At 61.9% G+C, this 16389-nt stretch carries 28 protein-coding genes; all 28 read right to left on the bottom strand.

Annotated features, from left to right (window positions below; all coding sequences use genetic code 11):
• Positions 1-144 precede the first annotated feature (144 nt).
• Positions 145-1632, bottom strand: coding sequence for a DegQ family serine endoprotease (locus E5W87_RS23570; RefSeq protein WP_292402930.1), 1488 nt, complete (start codon positions 1630-1632; stop codon positions 145-147).
• Between the two features lie 191 nt (positions 1633-1823).
• A complete protein-coding gene (rplQ, locus tag E5W87_RS23565; protein ID WP_023799277.1) occupies positions 1824-2255 on the bottom strand; it encodes a 50S ribosomal protein L17 in 432 nt (143 codons plus the stop codon).
• Between the two features lie 39 nt (positions 2256-2294).
• Positions 2295-3305, bottom strand: a complete 1011-nt coding sequence (locus tag E5W87_RS23560; RefSeq protein WP_023799278.1) for a DNA-directed RNA polymerase subunit alpha — start codon at positions 3303-3305, stop codon at positions 2295-2297.
• Between the two features lie 182 nt (positions 3306-3487).
• Positions 3488-3877: a 30S ribosomal protein S11 gene (gene rpsK, locus E5W87_RS23555; RefSeq protein WP_023799279.1), complete on the bottom strand. Its 390-nt coding sequence runs from the start codon at positions 3875-3877 to the stop codon at positions 3488-3490.
• Between the two features lie 158 nt (positions 3878-4035).
• Positions 4036-4404: a 30S ribosomal protein S13 gene (gene rpsM, locus E5W87_RS23550; protein ID WP_029352234.1), complete on the bottom strand. Its 369-nt coding sequence runs from the start codon at positions 4402-4404 to the stop codon at positions 4036-4038.
• A 191-nt stretch (positions 4405-4595) separates the two neighbouring features.
• On the bottom strand, positions 4596-5204 hold the full coding sequence (locus E5W87_RS23545) for an adenylate kinase (RefSeq protein ID WP_292402925.1): 609 nt from the start codon (positions 5202-5204) through the stop codon (positions 4596-4598).
• Entirely contained in the window at positions 5201-6541 is a 1341-nt protein-coding gene (gene secY / locus E5W87_RS23540) for a preprotein translocase subunit SecY (protein WP_292402922.1), read from the bottom strand. Before secY ends, E5W87_RS23545 begins: the two co-directional genes overlap by 4 nt.
• A gap of 190 nt (positions 6542-6731) precedes the next feature.
• Positions 6732-7205: a 50S ribosomal protein L15 gene (gene rplO / locus E5W87_RS23535; protein ID WP_095488569.1), complete on the bottom strand. Its 474-nt coding sequence runs from the start codon at positions 7203-7205 to the stop codon at positions 6732-6734.
• A gap of 22 nt (positions 7206-7227) precedes the next feature.
• On the bottom strand, positions 7228-7425 hold the full coding sequence (gene rpmD / locus E5W87_RS23530) for a 50S ribosomal protein L30 (protein WP_006205449.1): 198 nt from the start codon (positions 7423-7425) through the stop codon (positions 7228-7230).
• Between the two features lie 25 nt (positions 7426-7450).
• The gene (gene rpsE / locus E5W87_RS23525) at positions 7451-8014 is read right to left on the bottom strand and encodes a 30S ribosomal protein S5 (protein ID WP_006333394.1); all 564 of its coding nucleotides are present in this window, start codon (positions 8012-8014) and stop codon (positions 7451-7453) included.
• An 82-nt stretch (positions 8015-8096) separates the two neighbouring features.
• Positions 8097-8456 carry a 50S ribosomal protein L18 gene (gene rplR, locus E5W87_RS23520; RefSeq protein ID WP_029352225.1) on the bottom strand — a complete coding sequence of 120 codons (360 nt, stop codon included), beginning with the start codon at positions 8454-8456 and terminating at the stop codon, positions 8097-8099.
• A gap of 85 nt (positions 8457-8541) precedes the next feature.
• On the bottom strand, positions 8542-9075 hold the full coding sequence (gene rplF, locus E5W87_RS23515) for a 50S ribosomal protein L6 (protein ID WP_023799285.1): 534 nt from the start codon (positions 9073-9075) through the stop codon (positions 8542-8544).
• A gap of 41 nt (positions 9076-9116) precedes the next feature.
• Positions 9117-9515, bottom strand: a complete 399-nt coding sequence (gene rpsH, locus E5W87_RS23510) for a 30S ribosomal protein S8 (protein ID WP_006205453.1) — start codon at positions 9513-9515, stop codon at positions 9117-9119.
• Between the two features lie 12 nt (positions 9516-9527).
• Positions 9528-9833, bottom strand: coding sequence for a 30S ribosomal protein S14 (gene rpsN / locus E5W87_RS23505; RefSeq protein WP_292402917.1), 306 nt, complete (start codon positions 9831-9833; stop codon positions 9528-9530).
• A gap of 27 nt (positions 9834-9860) precedes the next feature.
• Positions 9861-10439 (bottom strand): 50S ribosomal protein L5, encoded by a 579-nt coding sequence (gene rplE, locus E5W87_RS23500; protein ID WP_095488568.1) that lies wholly within the window; start codon positions 10437-10439, stop codon positions 9861-9863.
• On the bottom strand, positions 10432-10746 hold the full coding sequence (gene rplX, locus E5W87_RS23495) for a 50S ribosomal protein L24 (RefSeq protein WP_013531428.1): 315 nt from the start codon (positions 10744-10746) through the stop codon (positions 10432-10434). The genes rplE and rplX overlap by 8 nt, the downstream gene beginning before the upstream one ends.
• 12 nt (positions 10747-10758) lie before the next feature.
• Complete coding sequence (rplN, locus tag E5W87_RS23490; protein WP_006205457.1) at positions 10759-11127, bottom strand: 50S ribosomal protein L14; 369 nt, start codon at positions 11125-11127, stop codon at positions 10759-10761.
• A 71-nt stretch (positions 11128-11198) separates the two neighbouring features.
• Positions 11199-11438, bottom strand: coding sequence for a 30S ribosomal protein S17 (gene rpsQ / locus E5W87_RS23485; RefSeq protein WP_023799288.1), 240 nt, complete (start codon positions 11436-11438; stop codon positions 11199-11201).
• An 11-nt stretch (positions 11439-11449) separates the two neighbouring features.
• On the bottom strand, positions 11450-11650 hold the full coding sequence (rpmC, locus tag E5W87_RS23480; RefSeq protein ID WP_006205459.1) for a 50S ribosomal protein L29: 201 nt from the start codon (positions 11648-11650) through the stop codon (positions 11450-11452).
• 13 nt (positions 11651-11663) lie between these two features.
• The gene (gene rplP / locus E5W87_RS23475) at positions 11664-12077 is read right to left on the bottom strand and encodes a 50S ribosomal protein L16 (RefSeq protein ID WP_023799290.1); all 414 of its coding nucleotides are present in this window, start codon (positions 12075-12077) and stop codon (positions 11664-11666) included.
• Between the two features lie 27 nt (positions 12078-12104).
• Positions 12105-12830, bottom strand: a complete 726-nt coding sequence (gene rpsC, locus E5W87_RS23470) for a 30S ribosomal protein S3 (protein ID WP_077377560.1) — start codon at positions 12828-12830, stop codon at positions 12105-12107.
• Complete coding sequence (rplV, locus tag E5W87_RS23465) at positions 12830-13219, bottom strand: 50S ribosomal protein L22 (RefSeq protein WP_023799292.1); 390 nt, start codon at positions 13217-13219, stop codon at positions 12830-12832. Before rplV ends, rpsC begins: the two co-directional genes overlap by 1 nt.
• A 2-nt stretch (positions 13220-13221) precedes the next feature.
• Positions 13222-13500: a 30S ribosomal protein S19 gene (gene rpsS / locus E5W87_RS23460; RefSeq protein WP_006205463.1), complete on the bottom strand. Its 279-nt coding sequence runs from the start codon at positions 13498-13500 to the stop codon at positions 13222-13224.
• Positions 13501-13516: 16 nt separating this feature from the next.
• A complete protein-coding gene (rplB, locus tag E5W87_RS23455) occupies positions 13517-14350 on the bottom strand; it encodes a 50S ribosomal protein L2 (protein WP_095488566.1) in 834 nt (277 codons plus the stop codon).
• Positions 14351-14373: 23 nt separating this feature from the next.
• Positions 14374-14667 (bottom strand): 50S ribosomal protein L23, encoded by a 294-nt coding sequence (locus E5W87_RS23450; RefSeq protein ID WP_010909275.1) that lies wholly within the window; start codon positions 14665-14667, stop codon positions 14374-14376.
• Positions 14664-15284 carry a 50S ribosomal protein L4 gene (gene rplD / locus E5W87_RS23445; protein WP_292402906.1) on the bottom strand — a complete coding sequence of 207 codons (621 nt, stop codon included), beginning with the start codon at positions 15282-15284 and terminating at the stop codon, positions 14664-14666. Before rplD ends, E5W87_RS23450 begins: the two co-directional genes overlap by 4 nt.
• Positions 15284-16030, bottom strand: coding sequence for a 50S ribosomal protein L3 (rplC, locus tag E5W87_RS23440; RefSeq protein WP_126106701.1), 747 nt, complete (start codon positions 16028-16030; stop codon positions 15284-15286). Before rplC ends, rplD begins: the two co-directional genes overlap by 1 nt.
• 94 nt (positions 16031-16124) lie before the next feature.
• A partial coding sequence (rpsJ, locus tag E5W87_RS23435; protein ID WP_292402901.1) for a 30S ribosomal protein S10 occupies positions 16125-16389 on the bottom strand: 265 nt, incomplete at its 5' end.

Genomic DNA, 16389 nt, shown 5'->3' with positions numbered 1-16389 from the left:
GACCTCGCCAAGGTTCTTCGGGCGCAGTCGGTCGGCCAGCGGCCTGCCGGGCGGCGTCTTTTCCGGTTCATCGACACTGAACAGATCGGCCATGCACTTCTTTTCGTTGGAGCGCGATCTCGTCCGAAGGATCGAGTTCGGGCTTTAGTAACGCAACACCTGGCGCAGTATCTGCCCGCCGCGCTCGACGGTAAAGCGCCACCAGCGAGTCTCCTGCATGGATGCCTGTTCCAGGGTCGCGGCGGTATCGATGGTCAAGCCGTTGACCTCGCGAACGATGTCGCCCGGCTGGAAGCCGAAACCGGCTGCGGGCGAACCGCGATTGATGTCGATCACGGTAACGCCCTTGGCATCCGTGCGCATGCCGAGCCGCTGAGCGAGCCGAGGCGACAATTCAGCAACCTTGGCACCAGAAAACGGGCTGCGGCCGCGCAGCGTCACTTCCGCAAGTTTTGTACCTTCCGGCGCGCGCTCCAGCGCGATGTCCATCGTCCCTTGCTGGCCTTTGCTCAGGACGGCGAAGCTAGCACTGGTGCCGATCGACAGCGTCGCCATCCGGTAATCCAGCGCCTCGATACTCTCGACGGGCGTACCGTTGAGCGACAGCACGACGTCGCCGGCCTTGAGCCCCGCTGTGGCCGCTGGCCCTGCTGCTTCGACAGACGAGACCAGCGCGCCGGTCGAGGTCTCCATGCCGAGCGATTCGGCGATCTGCGGCGTCACGCGCTCGAATTCGGCGCCGATATAGGGCCGCTCGAAGAAGTCGCGCCCGGCCTTGGCTGCATCGGCAAAAGCGCGAACCATGTTGGAAGGAATAGCAAAGCCGATGCCGATCGAACCGCCGCTGCGGCTGTAGATCGCCGTGTTGATGCCGACCAGTTGGCCACCCATGTTGATCAGCGCACCGCCGGAGTTGCCGGGATTGATCGCAGCGTCGGTCTGGATGAAGAAACTGGAATCGGAAACGCCGATGTGGCTGCGCGCAAGCGCCGAAACGATGCCGCTGGTGGTGGTCTGGCCGACACCGAAGGGATTGCCGATGGCCAACAACAGGTCGCCAACCTCGAGCGCGTCGGAATCACCGATGGCGACGACCGGAAATGGCTTGTCGGCGGAGATCTTGAGCACGGCGAGGTCAAGCGTTTCGTCCTTGAGCAGCACCTTGCTGTCGAATTCACGCCCGTCCGCGGTGGCGACCTTGACCTGATCGGCGTCCTTGATGACGTGGAAATTGGTGACCACTATGCCCGTCGGATCGACCAGCACGCCGGAGCCGAGCGAGGACTGCGCACGCGGCTGCGAACGGCCGAAGAACTCTTCGAAGAACGGATCGCCGTCGAAGGGCGATCTCATCTTGGCCGTTTGCGAGGCATAGACATTGACCACGGCCGGCGCCGTCTGCTTGACCAGCGGCGCGAACGACAGTTGCACCTCCTCGCGACCGAATGGCACGCGCTTGTCTGGACCGGAGGTGGCATTTTCGCCTTCGGCGCCGCGCAGCAGGTCGGTCAGCACATCGGACAGGCCGGGATCGGTCTTGGTGTCCTGAGCCAGCGCCTGCCTGGCCGCCGGCACGACTGCCAGCGCCATCAAGGCGCAGAGTAGAACAAGGGACAGCCGTTTGACGCGCATTCCGAATCCTCCAGGTCGGGCGCCATTGTCCCGACGATTGTGCAAAATGAAAGGCTAACGCGATGAAATCCGATTATTTTGGGCGGAAAGGCATGAGCCGGGTCAAGAAATCGCAGCAAATGCTCCTGCCGCTTCCGGAATGCGAAAAAGGGGCCCGCAGGCCCCTTAAACTCACTCAGGAAGACCGAAGCCTATGCGGCTGCGGCTTCCTCGTCGGTGCCTTCGGCCTCGATGCGGGCACGGTCGCCGGCGCCCTTGGCCGAGGTGTCGCGATCGACGAACTCGATGACCGCCATCGCTGCATTGTCACCGTGGCGGAAGCCCGCCTTCATGATGCGCAGATAGCCGCCGTTGCGGGTAGCGTAGCGCGGCGCGATCGTGTCGAACAGGCGCTTGACGACACCTTCATTGCCGATTTGGGCAATCACCTGGCGGCGGGCATGCAGATCGCCGCGCTTGCCGAGCGTCACCAGCTTCTCGACGATCGGACGCAGATCCTTCGCCTTCGGCAATGTGGTGAGGATCTGCTCATGCTCGATGAGCGATACGGCAAGGTTGGCAAACATTGACTTGCGATGGCTTATGCTGCGGGCGAACCGGCGGCCTTTAAATCCGTGGCGCATGGCTCTTCTCCTTCATTCCGGGTTCAAGAGGCCACAGCCTCAATATTGATCTTCGTAACGCTTGGCGAGGTCTTCGATGTTTTCCGGCGGCCAATCCGGCACTTCCATGCCGAGGTGCAGGCCCATCGCCGCCAGGACTTCCTTGATCTCGTTCAGCGACTTACGGCCGAAGTTCGGGGTGCGCAGCATCTCGGCTTCGGTCTTCTGGATCAGGTCGCCGATATAGACGATGTTGTCGTTCTTCAGGCAGTTGGCCGAACGCACCGAAAGCTCGAGTTCGTCGACCTTCTTGAGCAGCGCCGGGTTGAAGGCAAGCTCGGTCACCTGCTCGGCGGCGACTTCCTTCTGCGGCTCGTCGAAATTGACGAACAGGCCAAGCTGGTCCTGCAGGATGCGAGCGGCGAAAGCCACCGCGTCCTCGCCCGAAATCGAACCGTCGGTGTCGATCGTCATGGTCAGCTTGTCATAGTCGAGAACCTGGCCCTCGCGGGTATTCTCGACCTTGTAGGAGACCTTCTTGACCGGCGAGTAGAGGCTGTCGACCGGGATGAGCCCGATCGGCGCGTCTTCGGCGCGATTGCGGTCGGCCGGAACGTAGCCCTTGCCGGTATCGACGGTGAACTCCATGCGGATTTCAGCGCCTTCGTCCAGCGTGCAGATGACGTGGTCGGGATTGAGGATCTCGACGTCGCCGACCGTCTGGATGTCGCCGGCGAGAACGGCGCCCGGTCCCTGCTTGCGCACGACCATGCGCTTGGGGCCGTCGCCTTCCATGCGGATGGCGATTTCCTTGATGTTCAAGACGATGTCGGTCACGTCCTCGCGCACGCCGGCGATGGACGAGAATTCATGCAGAACGCCGTCGATCTGCACGGCGGTCACAGCCGCGCCACGCAGCGAAGACAGAAGCACGCGACGCAGCGCATTGCCGAGGGTAAGACCAAAGCCGCGCTCGAGCGGCTCGGCGACCAGCGTGGTCAGCGTCTTCTTCTTCGACGAAAACTCGATCTTGTTCGGCTTGATCAGTTCCTGCCAATTTTTCTGGATCATAGTACTTTCCTTCCGTTGCCCCGCCACCATCCAATCGTGGCGGGCGACCTGGAATGCCGTGGAGGAACGCTACTGGCGTTCGCGCGGCGTTCGGTAATTTCCTAAAGCGCGTCGCGCTTCAGGTCTCTGTTTTTATGCACGTCGTTGGCCCAAAACCGCTGCGCGCTTTTGGGCGACATGCATTAGACGCGGCGCTTCTTGCGCGGGCGGCAGCCATTGTGCGGGATCGGCGTCACGTCACGGATCGAGGTGATGGTGAAGCCGGCTGCCTGCAGCGCGCGCAACGCCGATTCACGACCGGAACCGGGTCCGCAGACCTCGACCTCGAGCATGCGCATGCCGTGTTCCTGGGCCTTCTTGGCAACGTCCTCGGCAGCCATCTGGGCAGCAAACGGCGTCGACTTGCGAGACCCCTTGAAGCCCTGGGCTCCCGCCGACGACCAGGCAATCGAATTGCCCTGCGCGTCGGTGATGGTGATCATCGTGTTGTTGAAGGTCGAGTTGACGTGGGCAACGCCCGACGAGATATTCTTGCGTTCGCGACGGCGAACACGTGTGGCTTCCTTGGCCATGATGGTCCTTTCAGTTGATCTCTACACCGCCGTAATGCCAGCGGCTCCACCTTGCTAAGGGAGTAGAGGAATAGGGCAGTAGGGGAGTATGTCTGGCCGCGGACGAACCGCGCCGCATTACATACTGCCCTACTGCCCTACTCCCATATTCCCCTAAATTACTTCTTCTTGCCGGCGATCGACTTGGCCGGGCCCTTGCGGGTGCGCGCATTGGTATGCGTGCGCTGGCCGCGAACCGGCAGCGAGCGGCGATGACGCAGGCCGCGATAGCAGCCGAGGTCCATGAGCCGCTTGATGTTCATCGACACTTCGCGGCGCAGATCGCCCTCGACCTGATAGTCGCGGTCGATCGTCTCGCGGATCTGCAGCACTTCCGCGTCGGTCAGCTGGTTGACGCGGCGCTCGGCCGGGATGCCGACCTTGTCGACGATCTCCTGGGCGAAGTTCTTGCCAATGCCGTGAATGTACTGAAGCGCAATGACGACGCGCTTGTTGGTCGGAATGTTGACGCCGGCTATACGAGCCATGTTCTTCTCTTCTCCATGTGGGCCGGACAAGCCGGCGCTATCAAAGTTGCCCCGCGTCCGGTGGAGGCCGGCCCATGCGGGAGTTTCCAGTTCAAAGCGGCTGCCTTGCCCTTGCGGGCAAGCAAACCTCATGCCTGATAGGAAGACGGGCCGCCATACCCCAGCGAACCGCTCCAGTCAAGCGTAATCGTTTATTTTTCCTTTGCCGCCCCTTGGGCCGCAGCCGTGAGCAGCACTTCGATCTGTTGCGTCACCGCATCGATGTCGGCCATGCCGTCGACACCTCTGAGCTTGCCCTTGGCATAGTAGTAGCCGATCAGCGGCGACGTTTTCTTGTAGTACTCCCTCAGGCGCTCTTCGAACACCGCTGGATTGTCGTCTTTGCGTACCGGCAGACCCGCGGCCTTGGCCTCTTCGGCGCGCTTGCCGATTCGGCCAACCAGAGCCTTGTCGTCGACGACGAGTTCGATGACAGCGTCGAGCGTGAGGCCGCGATCCGAGAGCATCGATTCAACTGCGTCCGCTTGCACCAGGGTTCGCGGGTATCCGTCAAGGATGAATCCCTCGGCGCAATCGGCCTGATCGATACGCTCGGCCACGATGGCGTTGACGATGGCGTCGGAGACCAGTTCGCCAGCGTCCATCACCGCCTTGGCCCGCTTGCCGACTTCGGTGCCGGCCTGGACAGCGGCGCGCAGCATATCGCCCGTGGAGAGTTGGGGTATGCCGTATTTTTCTACCAGTCTTTGTGCTTGCGTCCCCTTGCCCGCCCCTGGCGGTCCAAGCAATATCAACCTCATCTGGCCTTTTTCCCCCCGCGCAGCTTCGACTTCTTGATCAGGCCCTCATACTGGTGCGCAATCAGGTGACCCTGAATCTGCGCCACCGTATCGAGCGTTACACTGACCACGATCAGAAGCGATGTGCCACCGAGGTAGAATGGTACGCCAGTCGCTGAAATCAGGAACTCGGGCAGCAGACACACCAGCACCAGATAGATGGCGCCGACGACGGTGATGCGGGTGAGAACATAGTCGATGTAATCGGCGGTGCGCTCGCCCGGACGATAGCCCGGAATGAAACCCGAATGCTTCTTGAGCTGGTCGGCGGTGTCCTTCGGGTTGAAGACGATCGCCGTATAGAAGAAGGCGAAAAACACGATCATCGCCGCGTAGAACGCCATGTAGAGCGGCTGGCCATGGCCGAGTGCCGCCAGGACGGTACTGGCCCAGGCTGGCATGTTGGTCGTCTGCGAGAAGCCTGCGACCGTCGCCGGCAGCAACAGCAGCGAAGAGGCGAAGATCGGCGGAATAACACCGGACGTGTTGAGCTTCAGCGGCAGGTGCGAGGTGTCGCCCTGGAACATGCGGTTGCCGACCTGGCGCTTCGGATACTGGATCAGCAAGCGCCGCTGGGCGCGCTCGAAAAACACGATCAGCGCGATGACGATGATGGCGAGAACAATGATCGCCAGGATCAGGCCGGTCGACAGCGCGCCGGTGCGGCCAAGTTCCAACGTGCCGGAGATGGCCCGCGGCAGGCCGGCGACGATGCCGGAAAAGATGATCAGCGAAATGCCGTTGCCGATGCCGCGGGCGGTGATCTGCTCGCCGAGCCACATCAGGAACATGGTGCCGCCGACCAGCGTGATGACGGTCGAGACGCGGAAGAACATGCCCGGATCACTGACGATGCCGTTGCCGCCTTCCAGCCCGACCGAAATGCCATAGGCCTGGACCAACGCCAAAAGCACGGTGCCGTAGCGCGTGTACTGGTTGATGACCTTGCGGCCCTGCTCGCCTTCCTTCTTCAGCGCTTCCAGAGACGGAATGACGGAGGTCATCAGCTGCATGATGATGGAAGCGGAGATATAGGGCATGATGCCGAGGGCAAAGATCGCCATGCGCTCCACGGCGCCGCCGGCGAACATGTTGAACATGCCAAGCACGCCCTTGCTCTGCGACGAGAAGGCCTGGGCGAAAGCGTCGGGATTGATGCCGGGCAGTGGGATATAGGTGCCGAGGCGGTAGACGAGCAGCGCACCGATGGTGAACCAGATGCGCTTCTTCAGATCCTCCGCCTTGGCGAAGGCCGAGAAATTCAGATTCGAGGCTAGTTGTTCAGCAGCCGAAGCCATGCCTGATTCTCCGCTTGGTCACGCTCGATGGCCCGCAACTCAGGCGGCGCGTGTCACCGAAGCTCACGAGATAAGCTCCGGACTGCAAACATGCAAGCGGCCGCGTTGACGCGGCCGCCATATTGGTCGGATCAAAGCGCAATCAAAAGCAAAACGTATCCCGCTCTGCCGATCGCGCTTCAAATCGACGTTACTCGGCGGCTGCCTTTTCCGGCAGCTTCACCGAACCGCCGGCCTTTTCGATCTTCTCGATGGCAGCCTTGGAGGCGCCGGCCACGTCGAAGGCGAGCTTCGACTTGATGTCGCCGTCGGAGAGGATGCGCACGCCGTCCTTGACGCGGCGGATGACGCCGGCCGCGACCAGCGCTTCGGCCGTCACGGTCGTCTTGGCGTCGAGCTTCTTGGCGTCGAGCGCGGCCTGGATGCGGGCCAGCGACACGACAGTGAAGCTCTTGGCGAAGATGTTGTTGAAGCCACGCTTCGGCAGACGCCGGTAGAGCGGCATCTGACCACCCTCGAAGCCGTTGATGGCGACGCCGGAGCGCGCCTTCTGGCCCTTGACGCCGCGACCGGCGGTCTTGCCCGAACCGGAACCGATGCCGCGGCCGAGACGCTTCTTGGAATGCGTCGCGCCGTCCTTGTCACGCAGATCGTTGAGTTTCATCTGAGTTCTCCTGCGCTCTGGCTCAGCCCTCGTCCACGACGCGGACGAGATGCTGGACGGCAGCGATCATGCCGCGCACTGAGGGCGTATCCTCCAGCGTGCGCTGCTTGTGCATCTTGTTGAGGCCGAGGCCGACCAGCGTCGCGCGCTGCTCCTTCGGCCGGCGGATCGGTGAACCGATCTGCTCGACGGTGATGGTCTTGGTTGCTTTCTTGGCCATGGTCAAAATCCCTGGTCAGATCAGACTATTCTTCGGCCGCAACGGCGGTGCCGCGGCGAGCCTGAAGGGTCGAATACTTGATGCCGCGCGCGGCAGCCACATCCTTGGGATGCATCTGGCTCTTCAGCGCGTCGAAGGTGGCGCGAACCATGTTGTACGGGTTCGACGAACCCATCGACTTGGCAACCACGTCATGCATGCCGAGCGTCTCGAAGACGGCGCGCATCGGGCCGCCGGCGATGATGCCGGTACCCTGCTTGGCAGCGCGCAGCAGAACGCGTCCGGCACCCCAGCGTCCTTCGACGTCGTGATGCAGCGTACGGCCCGAGCGCAGCGGCACGAAGATCATGTCGCGCTTGGCCGATTCGGTCGCCTTGCGGATCGCCTCTGGCACTTCGCGCGCCTTGCCGTGACCAAAGCCGACGCGGCCCTTCTGGTCGCCTACGACGACGAGTGCTGCAAAGCCGAAGCGCCGGCCGCCCTTGACGACCTTGGCGACGCGGTTGATGTGGACAAGCTTGTCCACCATGCCGTCGTCGCGCTCTTCGCGATCACGGCCGCGGCCGCCATCCCTACGTTCCTGTGCCATATCCTGTTCCTTGTTTTTTTCCGGAAGCACGGTTGATGATGATATCCGGTTCCCTCTGTGGGGTTGCCGGGGGCGAAACTTTTTAGAAGCTCAAGCCGCCTTCACGGGCAGCCTCGGCCAGCGCCTTGACGCGGCCGTGATAGATGTACGGTCCGCGATCGAAGACGACTTCCTTGACGCCGGCTTTCGAAGCGCGCTCGGCAATCAGCTTGCCGATTGCCACTGCCGCGGCAGTGTCGGCACCGGTCTTGAGCGAACCCTTCAGGTCCTTCTCCAGCGTCGAGGCGGCAGCGATGGTGTGGCCCTTGGCGTCGTCGATGACCTGGACGTAGATGTTCTTCGACGTGCGGTGGACCGACAGGCGCGGACGCTCGCCTGCGACCTTCTTGATCTGGCGGCGGACGCGCTGAGCGCGGCGTTGGGTGGATTCTTTCGAGCCCATGATATCAGTTCCTTGCCTTCAAAAAACGGGGGCGCCCCTGTGCGGTAGGACAAGCCTCCCGCGACCGCTCCCCGCGGCGTTGAAATTACTTCTTCTTGCCTTCCTTGCGGACGATCTTCTCGCCAGCGTAACGAACGCCCTTGCCCTTGTACGGCTCGGGACCACGATATTCGCGGATCTCGGCAGCAACCTGGCCGACCTTCTGCTTGTCGATGCCGGTCACGGTGATTTCCGTCGGCTTCGGCACGGTGATCGTGATATCCTGCGGCGTTTCGTAGACGACGTCGTGGCTGAAGCCGAGCGCCAGCTGCAGGTTCTTGCCCTGCATGGCGGCGCGATAGCCGACGCCGGTGATCTCGAGCTTCTTTTCAAAACCGTCCTTGACGCCCTGCAGGATGTTGACGATCTGCGTGCGCGACATGCCCCATTTGGAGCGGGCGGTCTTGGTCTGGTCGCGCGGCTGGACAGCGATCTCGCTGCCTTCCATCTTGACCAGCACTTCGTCGTTCACCACGAACTTCAGCTCACCCTTGGGGCCCTTCGCCGTGACGGTCTGGCCGTCGACGGTCGCGGTCACGCCCTGCGGCAGCGAAACGGGTTTCTTTCCAATACGAGACATTTTGTTGTCCTCGTCACTTCTCTTGTTTCAGGTCAGCCAGATCAGAAGATCTGGCAGAGGATTTCCCCGCCGACATTCTGTTCACGCGCTTCGTGGTCAGCCATCACGCCCTTCGGCGTCGAAAGGATGGCGATGCCGAGGCCGTTGGCGACGTGCGGGATCGACTTCGCCGAAACGTAGACGCGACGGCCCGGCTTCGAGACGCGGGCGATTTCGCGCACGACCGGCGCACCGTCGAAATACTTCAGCTCGATCTCGATTTCGGACTTGCCGTTGTCGAAGTCGGTCTGGCTGTAGTCGCGGATATAGCCTTCCGCCTTCAGCACATCGAGGACGCGGGTACGCAGGCGCGAGGCCGGCGTCGAAACGCTCGACTTCTTGCGGCCATAGGCGTTGCGGATGCGGGTCAGCATATCGCCGAGAGGATCGCTCAATGACATGTTATGTCCTCCTTACCAGCTCGACTTGACCAGGCCCGGGATCTGGCCGTTATTGCCGAGATCACGAAGCGCGATGCGCGATACTTTGAGCTTGCGATAGTAGGCACGCGGACGTCCGGTGACTTCGCAGCGGTTGCGGATGCGGATCTTGGCCGAGTTGCGCGGCAGTGCCGCAAGCTTCAGCTGAGCGCGGAAGCGATCTTCCATCGGCTTGGACTGATCCATGATGATCGCCTTGAGGGCCTTACGCTTGGCAGCGTACTGGTCCACAAGCTTGCGGCGCCTGTTGTTCTTCTCGACTGAGCTGGTCTTTGCCATTTCAGATTTTTCCTTTTCTCGCTGCCGTTACTGGCGGAAGGGGAAGTTGAAGGCCTTGAGCAATGCCCTGGCTTCGTCGTCCGTCTTCGCAGTCGTACAAACGATGACGTCCATGCCCCAGATCTGATCAACCTTGTCGTAGTTGATCTCCGGGAACACGATGTGTTCCTTGATGCCCATGGCATAGTTGCCACGGCCATCGAAGCTCTTCGGATTGAGCCCGCGGAAGTCGCGGACGCGCGGCAGCGCAATGTTCACGAGACGGTCGAGGAACTCGTACATGCGTTCCTTGCGCAGCGTGACCTTGGCGCCGATCGGCATCTTTTCGCGGACCTTGAAGCCGGCGATCGAATTGCGAGCGTGGGTGACGACGGCCTTCTGGCCGGCGATCATCGCAAGATCCTCGGCCGCGATCGAAGGCTTCTTCGAATCGCCGGTGGCTTCGCCGACGCCCATGTTCAGCACGATCTTGTCGATGCGCGGAACCTGCATCTCGTTCTCGTAGCCGAACTGCTCCTGCAGCGCCTTGCGAATGGTCTCGTTGTAGACCTGCTTGAGGCGCGGCGTGTTCTGGGCAGTCGCCTGCTTGGTTTGAGACTTAGCCATTGATGACTTCTCCCGAGCGCTTGGCGACGCGCACCTTCTTGCCGTCCTTCTGGAAGATGAAACCGACGCGGGTCGGCTTGCCATCCTTGGGGTCGGCCAGCGCGATGTTCGACAGCTGGATCGGCGCTTCCTTGGTGATGATCCCGCCCTCTTGGGACTGGGACTGCTTCTGGTGACGACGGATCATGTTGACGCCGCGCACCAGCGCGGTGTCTTCCTTCGGCTGTACCGAAAGGACTTCGCCCGAACGGCCCTTGTCCTTGCCGGCCAGCACGACGACCTTGTCGCCTTTTCTAATCTTCTGCATTGGTCCGGCTCCTTACAGCACTTCAGGCGCGAGCGAGATGATCTTCATGTGGTTCTTGGCGCGGAGTTCGCGCGGAACCGGTCCGAAGATACGCGTGCCGATCGGCTCTTTCTTGTTGTCGACGAGAACGGCTGCGTTCTTGTCGAAACGGATCACGCTGCCGTCCGGGCGGCGGATGTCCTTGGCCGTGCGAACCACGACCGCCTTCATCACATCGCCCTTCTTGACGCGGCCGCGCGGGATGGCTTCCTTGATCGACACCACGATGATGTCGCCCACGGAAGCGTATTTCCGCTTCGAGCCGCCCAGCACCTTGATGCACATGACACGACGGGCGCCGGAATTATCCGCGACGTCGAGGTTTGTTTGCATCTGAATCATGACTGGCCGCCTTCTTCTCTTCTAACGGGATGGGCTCAAAGCCCCTCCCCGGTCTGTCCAAAATTCGTTGTTTACGCCTGGTCCGAAGACACTACGGTCCAGCGCTTGTCCTTGGAAATCGGCTTCGATTCCTGGATAAACACCTGATCGCCGACCTTGTGGGCGTTGTTCTCGTCGTGCGCCTTGTACTTCTTGGTCATGCGCACGGTCTTCTTCATCACGGGATGCGTGAAGCGCCGTTCGACCTTGACGACAACCGTCTTCTCGTTTTTGTCGCTGACGACGGTGCCCTGCAGAATGCGCTTTGGCATGGTTTTCGTCCTTAAGCCTTCTTAGCCGCGGACTTTTCCGCAGCGATGGTCTTGATACGCGCAATGTCCTTGCGGACCTGCCTCACGCGCGCGGTCTTCTCGAGCTGGCCGGTGGCCTTCTGGAAGCGCAGGTTGAACTGCTCCTTCTTCAGGCTGGCCAGATCGTCGGTCAGCTGGTCCTGGGTCTTGGTCCGGATGTCTTCGGCTTTCATGATCAGCCCGTCCTTATTCTGCGATGCGCTGTACGAAGCGCGTCCTGACCGAGAGCTTGGCCGCGCCGAGACGCAGCGCCTCACGGGCGGTTTCCTCATTGACGCCGTCGATCTCGAACATGATGCGGCCGGGTTTGACGCGCGCCGCCCAGTAATCGACCGCGCCCTTGCCCTTGCCCATGCGGACTTCGGTCGGCTTCGACGTCACCGGCACATCCGGGAAGATACGGATCCAGACGCGGCCGGCGCGCTTCATCTCGCGGGTGATCGCGCGGCGGGCCGCCTCGATCTCGCGCGCGGTGACGCGGTTCGGCTCAAGCGCCTTCAGCCCGAAACCGCCGAAATCCAGATTGGTGCCACCTTTGGCGGCACCGTGGATACGACCCTTGAACTGCTTGCGGAACTTTGTGCGCTTTGGCTGCAGCATCGTTCTAACTCCAAATTCTCAACTGTCTCAGGCGTTTTCGCGACGGCGACCGCGTTCGCGCTCACCACCACCGCCATGCGCATGATCGCCCTCGGTCGCGCGGCGCTCCGAAGCCATCGGGTCGTGCTCGAGGATTTCGCCCTTGAACACCCAGACCTTGACGCCGCAGATGCCGTAAGCCGTGTGCGCTTCGGCCGTGCCGTAGTCGACGTCGGCGCGCAGCGTATGCAGCGGCACGCGACCTTCGCGGTACCATTCCATGCGCGCGATCTCGGCGCCGCCGAGACGGCCGGCGCAGTTGATGCGGATGCCTTCGGCACCGAGGCGCATCGCAGACTGCACGGCGCGCTTCATGGCGCGACGGAACGCAATACGACGCTCGAGCTGCTGGGCGATCGACTGGGCGACCAGCGTCGCATCGATCTCAGGCTTACGCACCTCGACGATGTTCAAATGCGTCTCGGACTTCGTCATCTCCATCAGCTTCTTGCGAAGCTTCTCGATGTCGGCGCCCTTCTTGCCAATGATCAGGCCCGGACGCGCGGCATGGATGGTGACGCGGCACTTCTTGTGCGGACGCTCGATCACGACCTTCGAAATCGCAGCCTGCTTGAGTTCCTTCTCAAGATACTTGCGGATCTTGATGTCCTCATGCAGCAGCTTGCCGTACTCGCCGGTGTTGGCGAACCAGCGCGAATCCCAGGTGCGGTTGATGCCGAGACGCAGACCGATTGGATTGATTTTCTGACCCATTATGCGGCCTCCACTTTTTCTTCGACTTCACGAACGACGATCGTGAGGTGCGAGAACGGCTTCTCGATACGGCTGGCGCGACCCCGGCCACGGGCATGGAACCGCTTCATGACGATCGACTTGCCGACATAGGCTTCCGCCACGATCAGCGCGTCGACGTCGAGGTCGTGGTTGTTTTCCGCGTTGGCGATTGCCGATTCCAGCGTCTTCTTGACCGTGCCGGAAATCCGCTTGGCCGAGAATTCGAGATCGGAAAGCGCTGTCGCGACCTTCTTGCCGCGGATCAGCGCGGCAACCAGGTTCAGCTTCTGCGGGCTGATACGGATCGTGCGCAACACGGCGCGCGCTTCGTTATCAGCAAGCCTGCGCGGAGCTTTGGCCTTGCCCATGATTATTTCCTCTTCGCCTTCTTATCCGCGCCGTGACCGTAATAGGTCCGGGTCGGAGCGAATTCACCGAACTTGTGGCCGACCATGTCCTCGTTCACCGAAACGGGAACGTGCTTCTGGCCGTTGTAGACACCGAAGGTGAAGCCGACGAACTGCGGCAGGATGGTGGAGCGACGGCTCCACATCTTGATCACCTCATTGCGACCACCTTCACGAACCTTGTCCACCTTCTTGAGAAGGTAGCCGTCAATGAAGGGGCCTTTCCAAATCGAACGAGTCACTTGGCGTTACCTCTTCTTAGCTCTTGCGCTGATGGCGCGAGCGCAGGATGAACTTGTCGGTCGCCTTATTGGACCGCGTCTTCTTGCCCTTGGTCGGCTTGCCCCAAGGCGAAACCGGATGGCGGCCACCTGAGGTGCGGCCTTCGCCGCCGCCATGCGGATGGTCGACCGGATTCATGGTCACGCCGCGGTTGTGCGGGCGTTTTCCCCGCCACACCGTGCGGCCTGCCTTGCCGTCATTGATGTTGCCGTGGTCCGGGTTGGACACGGCACCGACAGTGGCCATGCACGAGCCGTGGACGACACGCTGCTCACCCGAATTCAGGCGCAGGATCGCCATGCCCTGGTCACGGCCGACGAGCTGGGCGTAGCCGCCAGCCGAACGGGCAACCTGGGCGCCCTTGCCCGGCTTCAGCTCGATGTTGTGGACGATCGTGCCGACCGGCATCGAGGCCAGCGGCATCGCATTGCCCGGCTTCACGTCGACCGCTTCGCCGGCCACGATCTTGTCGCCGGCAGCAAGGCGCTGCGGAGCGATGATGTAGGACAGCTCGCCATCGTCATACTTGATCAGCGCGATGAAGGCGCTGCGGTTCGGATCGTATTCGATACGCTCGACCGTGCCGACAACGTCGAACTTGCGGCGCTTGAAGTCGATGATGCGGTACGTGCGCTTGTGACCGCCGCCGATGAAGCGGGCCGTGATGCGACCGTAATTGTTGCGGCCGCCCGACTTGGTCAGGCCTTCGGTCAGGCCCTTGACGGGCTTGCCCTTGTAGAGGCCCGAGCGATCGACGATGACCAGCTGGCGGGTGCTCGGCGTTATCGGGTTGAATTTTTTCAGTGCCATGTTTGTTGTCCTCGCGGTCTTGCTCAGAGACCCGTCGCGACGTCGATCGACTGGCCGTCGGCCAGCGTCACAATCGCCTTCTTGACGTCGCTCTGGCGGCCGATCGTGCCGCGGAAGCGCTTGATCTTGCCCTTGCGGACAAGCGTGTTCACGGCCATCACCTTGACGCCGAACAGCGCTTCGACGGCAGCCTTGATTTCCGGCTTCGACGCCTTCTTGGCGACGTTGAAGACGACCTGGTTCTGCTCGGAAGCCATGGTCGACTTTTCGGTGATCGCCGGCGAGACGATCACGTCGTAGTGACGAAGGTCGGTCATTTGAAGCGCTCCTCGAGAGCCTCGACGGCGGCCTTCGAAAGGACCAGCGTGCCGCGGCGCAGAATGTCGTAGACGTTGATGCCCTGGATGGGCAGCACGTCGATATTCGGGATGTTCGTCGCCGCCAGCTTGAAGTTCTTGTCGAGCTCGGCGCCGCCGATCACCAGGGCGTTGGACAGGCCCAGCGTCGCGAAATTCGCGATCAGTGCCTTGGTCTTCGCCTCGGTCATCATCAACTCGTCGATGATGATGAGCGATGCGCTCTTGGCCTTGGCCGAAAGAGCATGCTTGAGGCCCAGCGCACGCACCTTCTTCGGCAAATCGTGCTCATGGCTGCGGACGACCGGACCGTGGGCCTTGCCGCCGCCGCGGAACTGCGGAGCGCGTGCCGAATGGTGGCGGGCGCGGCCCGTACCCTTCTGCTTATACATCTTGGCGCCGGTCCGAGCGATCTCGGCGCGACCCTTTGTCTTGTGCGTGCCCTGCTGCTTCTTGGCAAGCTGCCAGCGCACGACGCGCTGCAGGATGTCCTCGCGCGGATCAAGGCCGAAAATCTCCTCGGAGAGTTTCACCTTGCCGGCGTCCTTGCCGCCAAGCGTTGTGATCTTGAGGTCCATTATTCCGCTCCCTCTGTGGCCGGGGCATCTACTGTGGCCGGGGCATCGTTCTTGGCGGCATCATTGGTTGCAACGGCGCGGATTGCGGCAGGCTTCGGCGCATTGGCCGGCAGCGCAATCTTGGCCGCATCGCGGACCAGGATCCAGGCGCCCTTCGAACCGGGAACCGCGCCGCGGATCAGGATCAGGCCGCGATCGGCATCGGTCGAGACGACCTCGACATTCTGCGTTGTGACGCGGGTGTCACCCATGTGGCCAGCCATATGCTTGCCCTTGAACACCTTGCCCGGGTCCTGGCGCTGGCCGGTCGAGCCGTGGGTACGGTGCGAGACCGAGTTGCCGTGGGTCGCGCGGCCGCCGCCCATGTGGTGCCGCTTGATGACGCCCTGAAAACCCTTACCGATCGTGGTTCCCGTCACGTCGACCTTCTGGCCGGCGACGAAATGATCGACGGTGATCTCGGCGCCGACATCGATCATGTTGTCTGCGGAGACGCGGAATTCGGCAACCTTGGCCTTCGGCTCGACGGAAGCGGTCGCGAAATGGCCGCGCATCGCCTTCGACGTGTTCTTCACCTTGGCAAGGCCAACGCCGAGCTGAACGGCGGTATAGCCGTTCTTCTCCTGCGTGCGCTGCGCCACGACCTGGCAGTTCTCCATCTGGAGAACAGTGACGGGAACATGTTCCCCGGCATCGTTGTAGATGCGGGTCATTCCCACCTTCTTTGCAATCACACCTGAACGCATCGGTTCAATTCCTTTAGAGTTCCCTGTCGGGGCTGTCGCCCCTCCACGCCTCTTGTTCCTTCAGAGTTGCAGGTCGCCCCGCACCTCTGGTTCCTTAAAGCTTGATCTCGACGTCGACACCGGCGGCAAGATCGAGCTTCATCAACGCATCGACCGTCTGCGGGGTCGGATCGACGATATCGAGCAGACGCTTGTGCGTGCGCATCTCGAACTGCTCGCGGCTCTTCTTGTCGACGTGAGGCGACCGGTTGACCGTGAACTTTTCGATCCGCGTCGGCAGCGGAATGGGGCCGCGGACGTTGGCACCGGTGCGCTTGGCCGTCGACACGATTTCCCGTGTTGAGGCGTCGAGCACCCGG

Origin of the sequence: Mesorhizobium sp., from assembly GCF_004962925.1 — a bacterium.
In the GTDB taxonomy this organism is placed as follows: domain Bacteria; phylum Pseudomonadota; class Alphaproteobacteria; order Rhizobiales; family Rhizobiaceae; genus Mesorhizobium.
The sequence above is the reverse complement of the archived record's forward strand: the minus strand, read 5'-3'. Positions and strand labels throughout refer to the sequence as shown.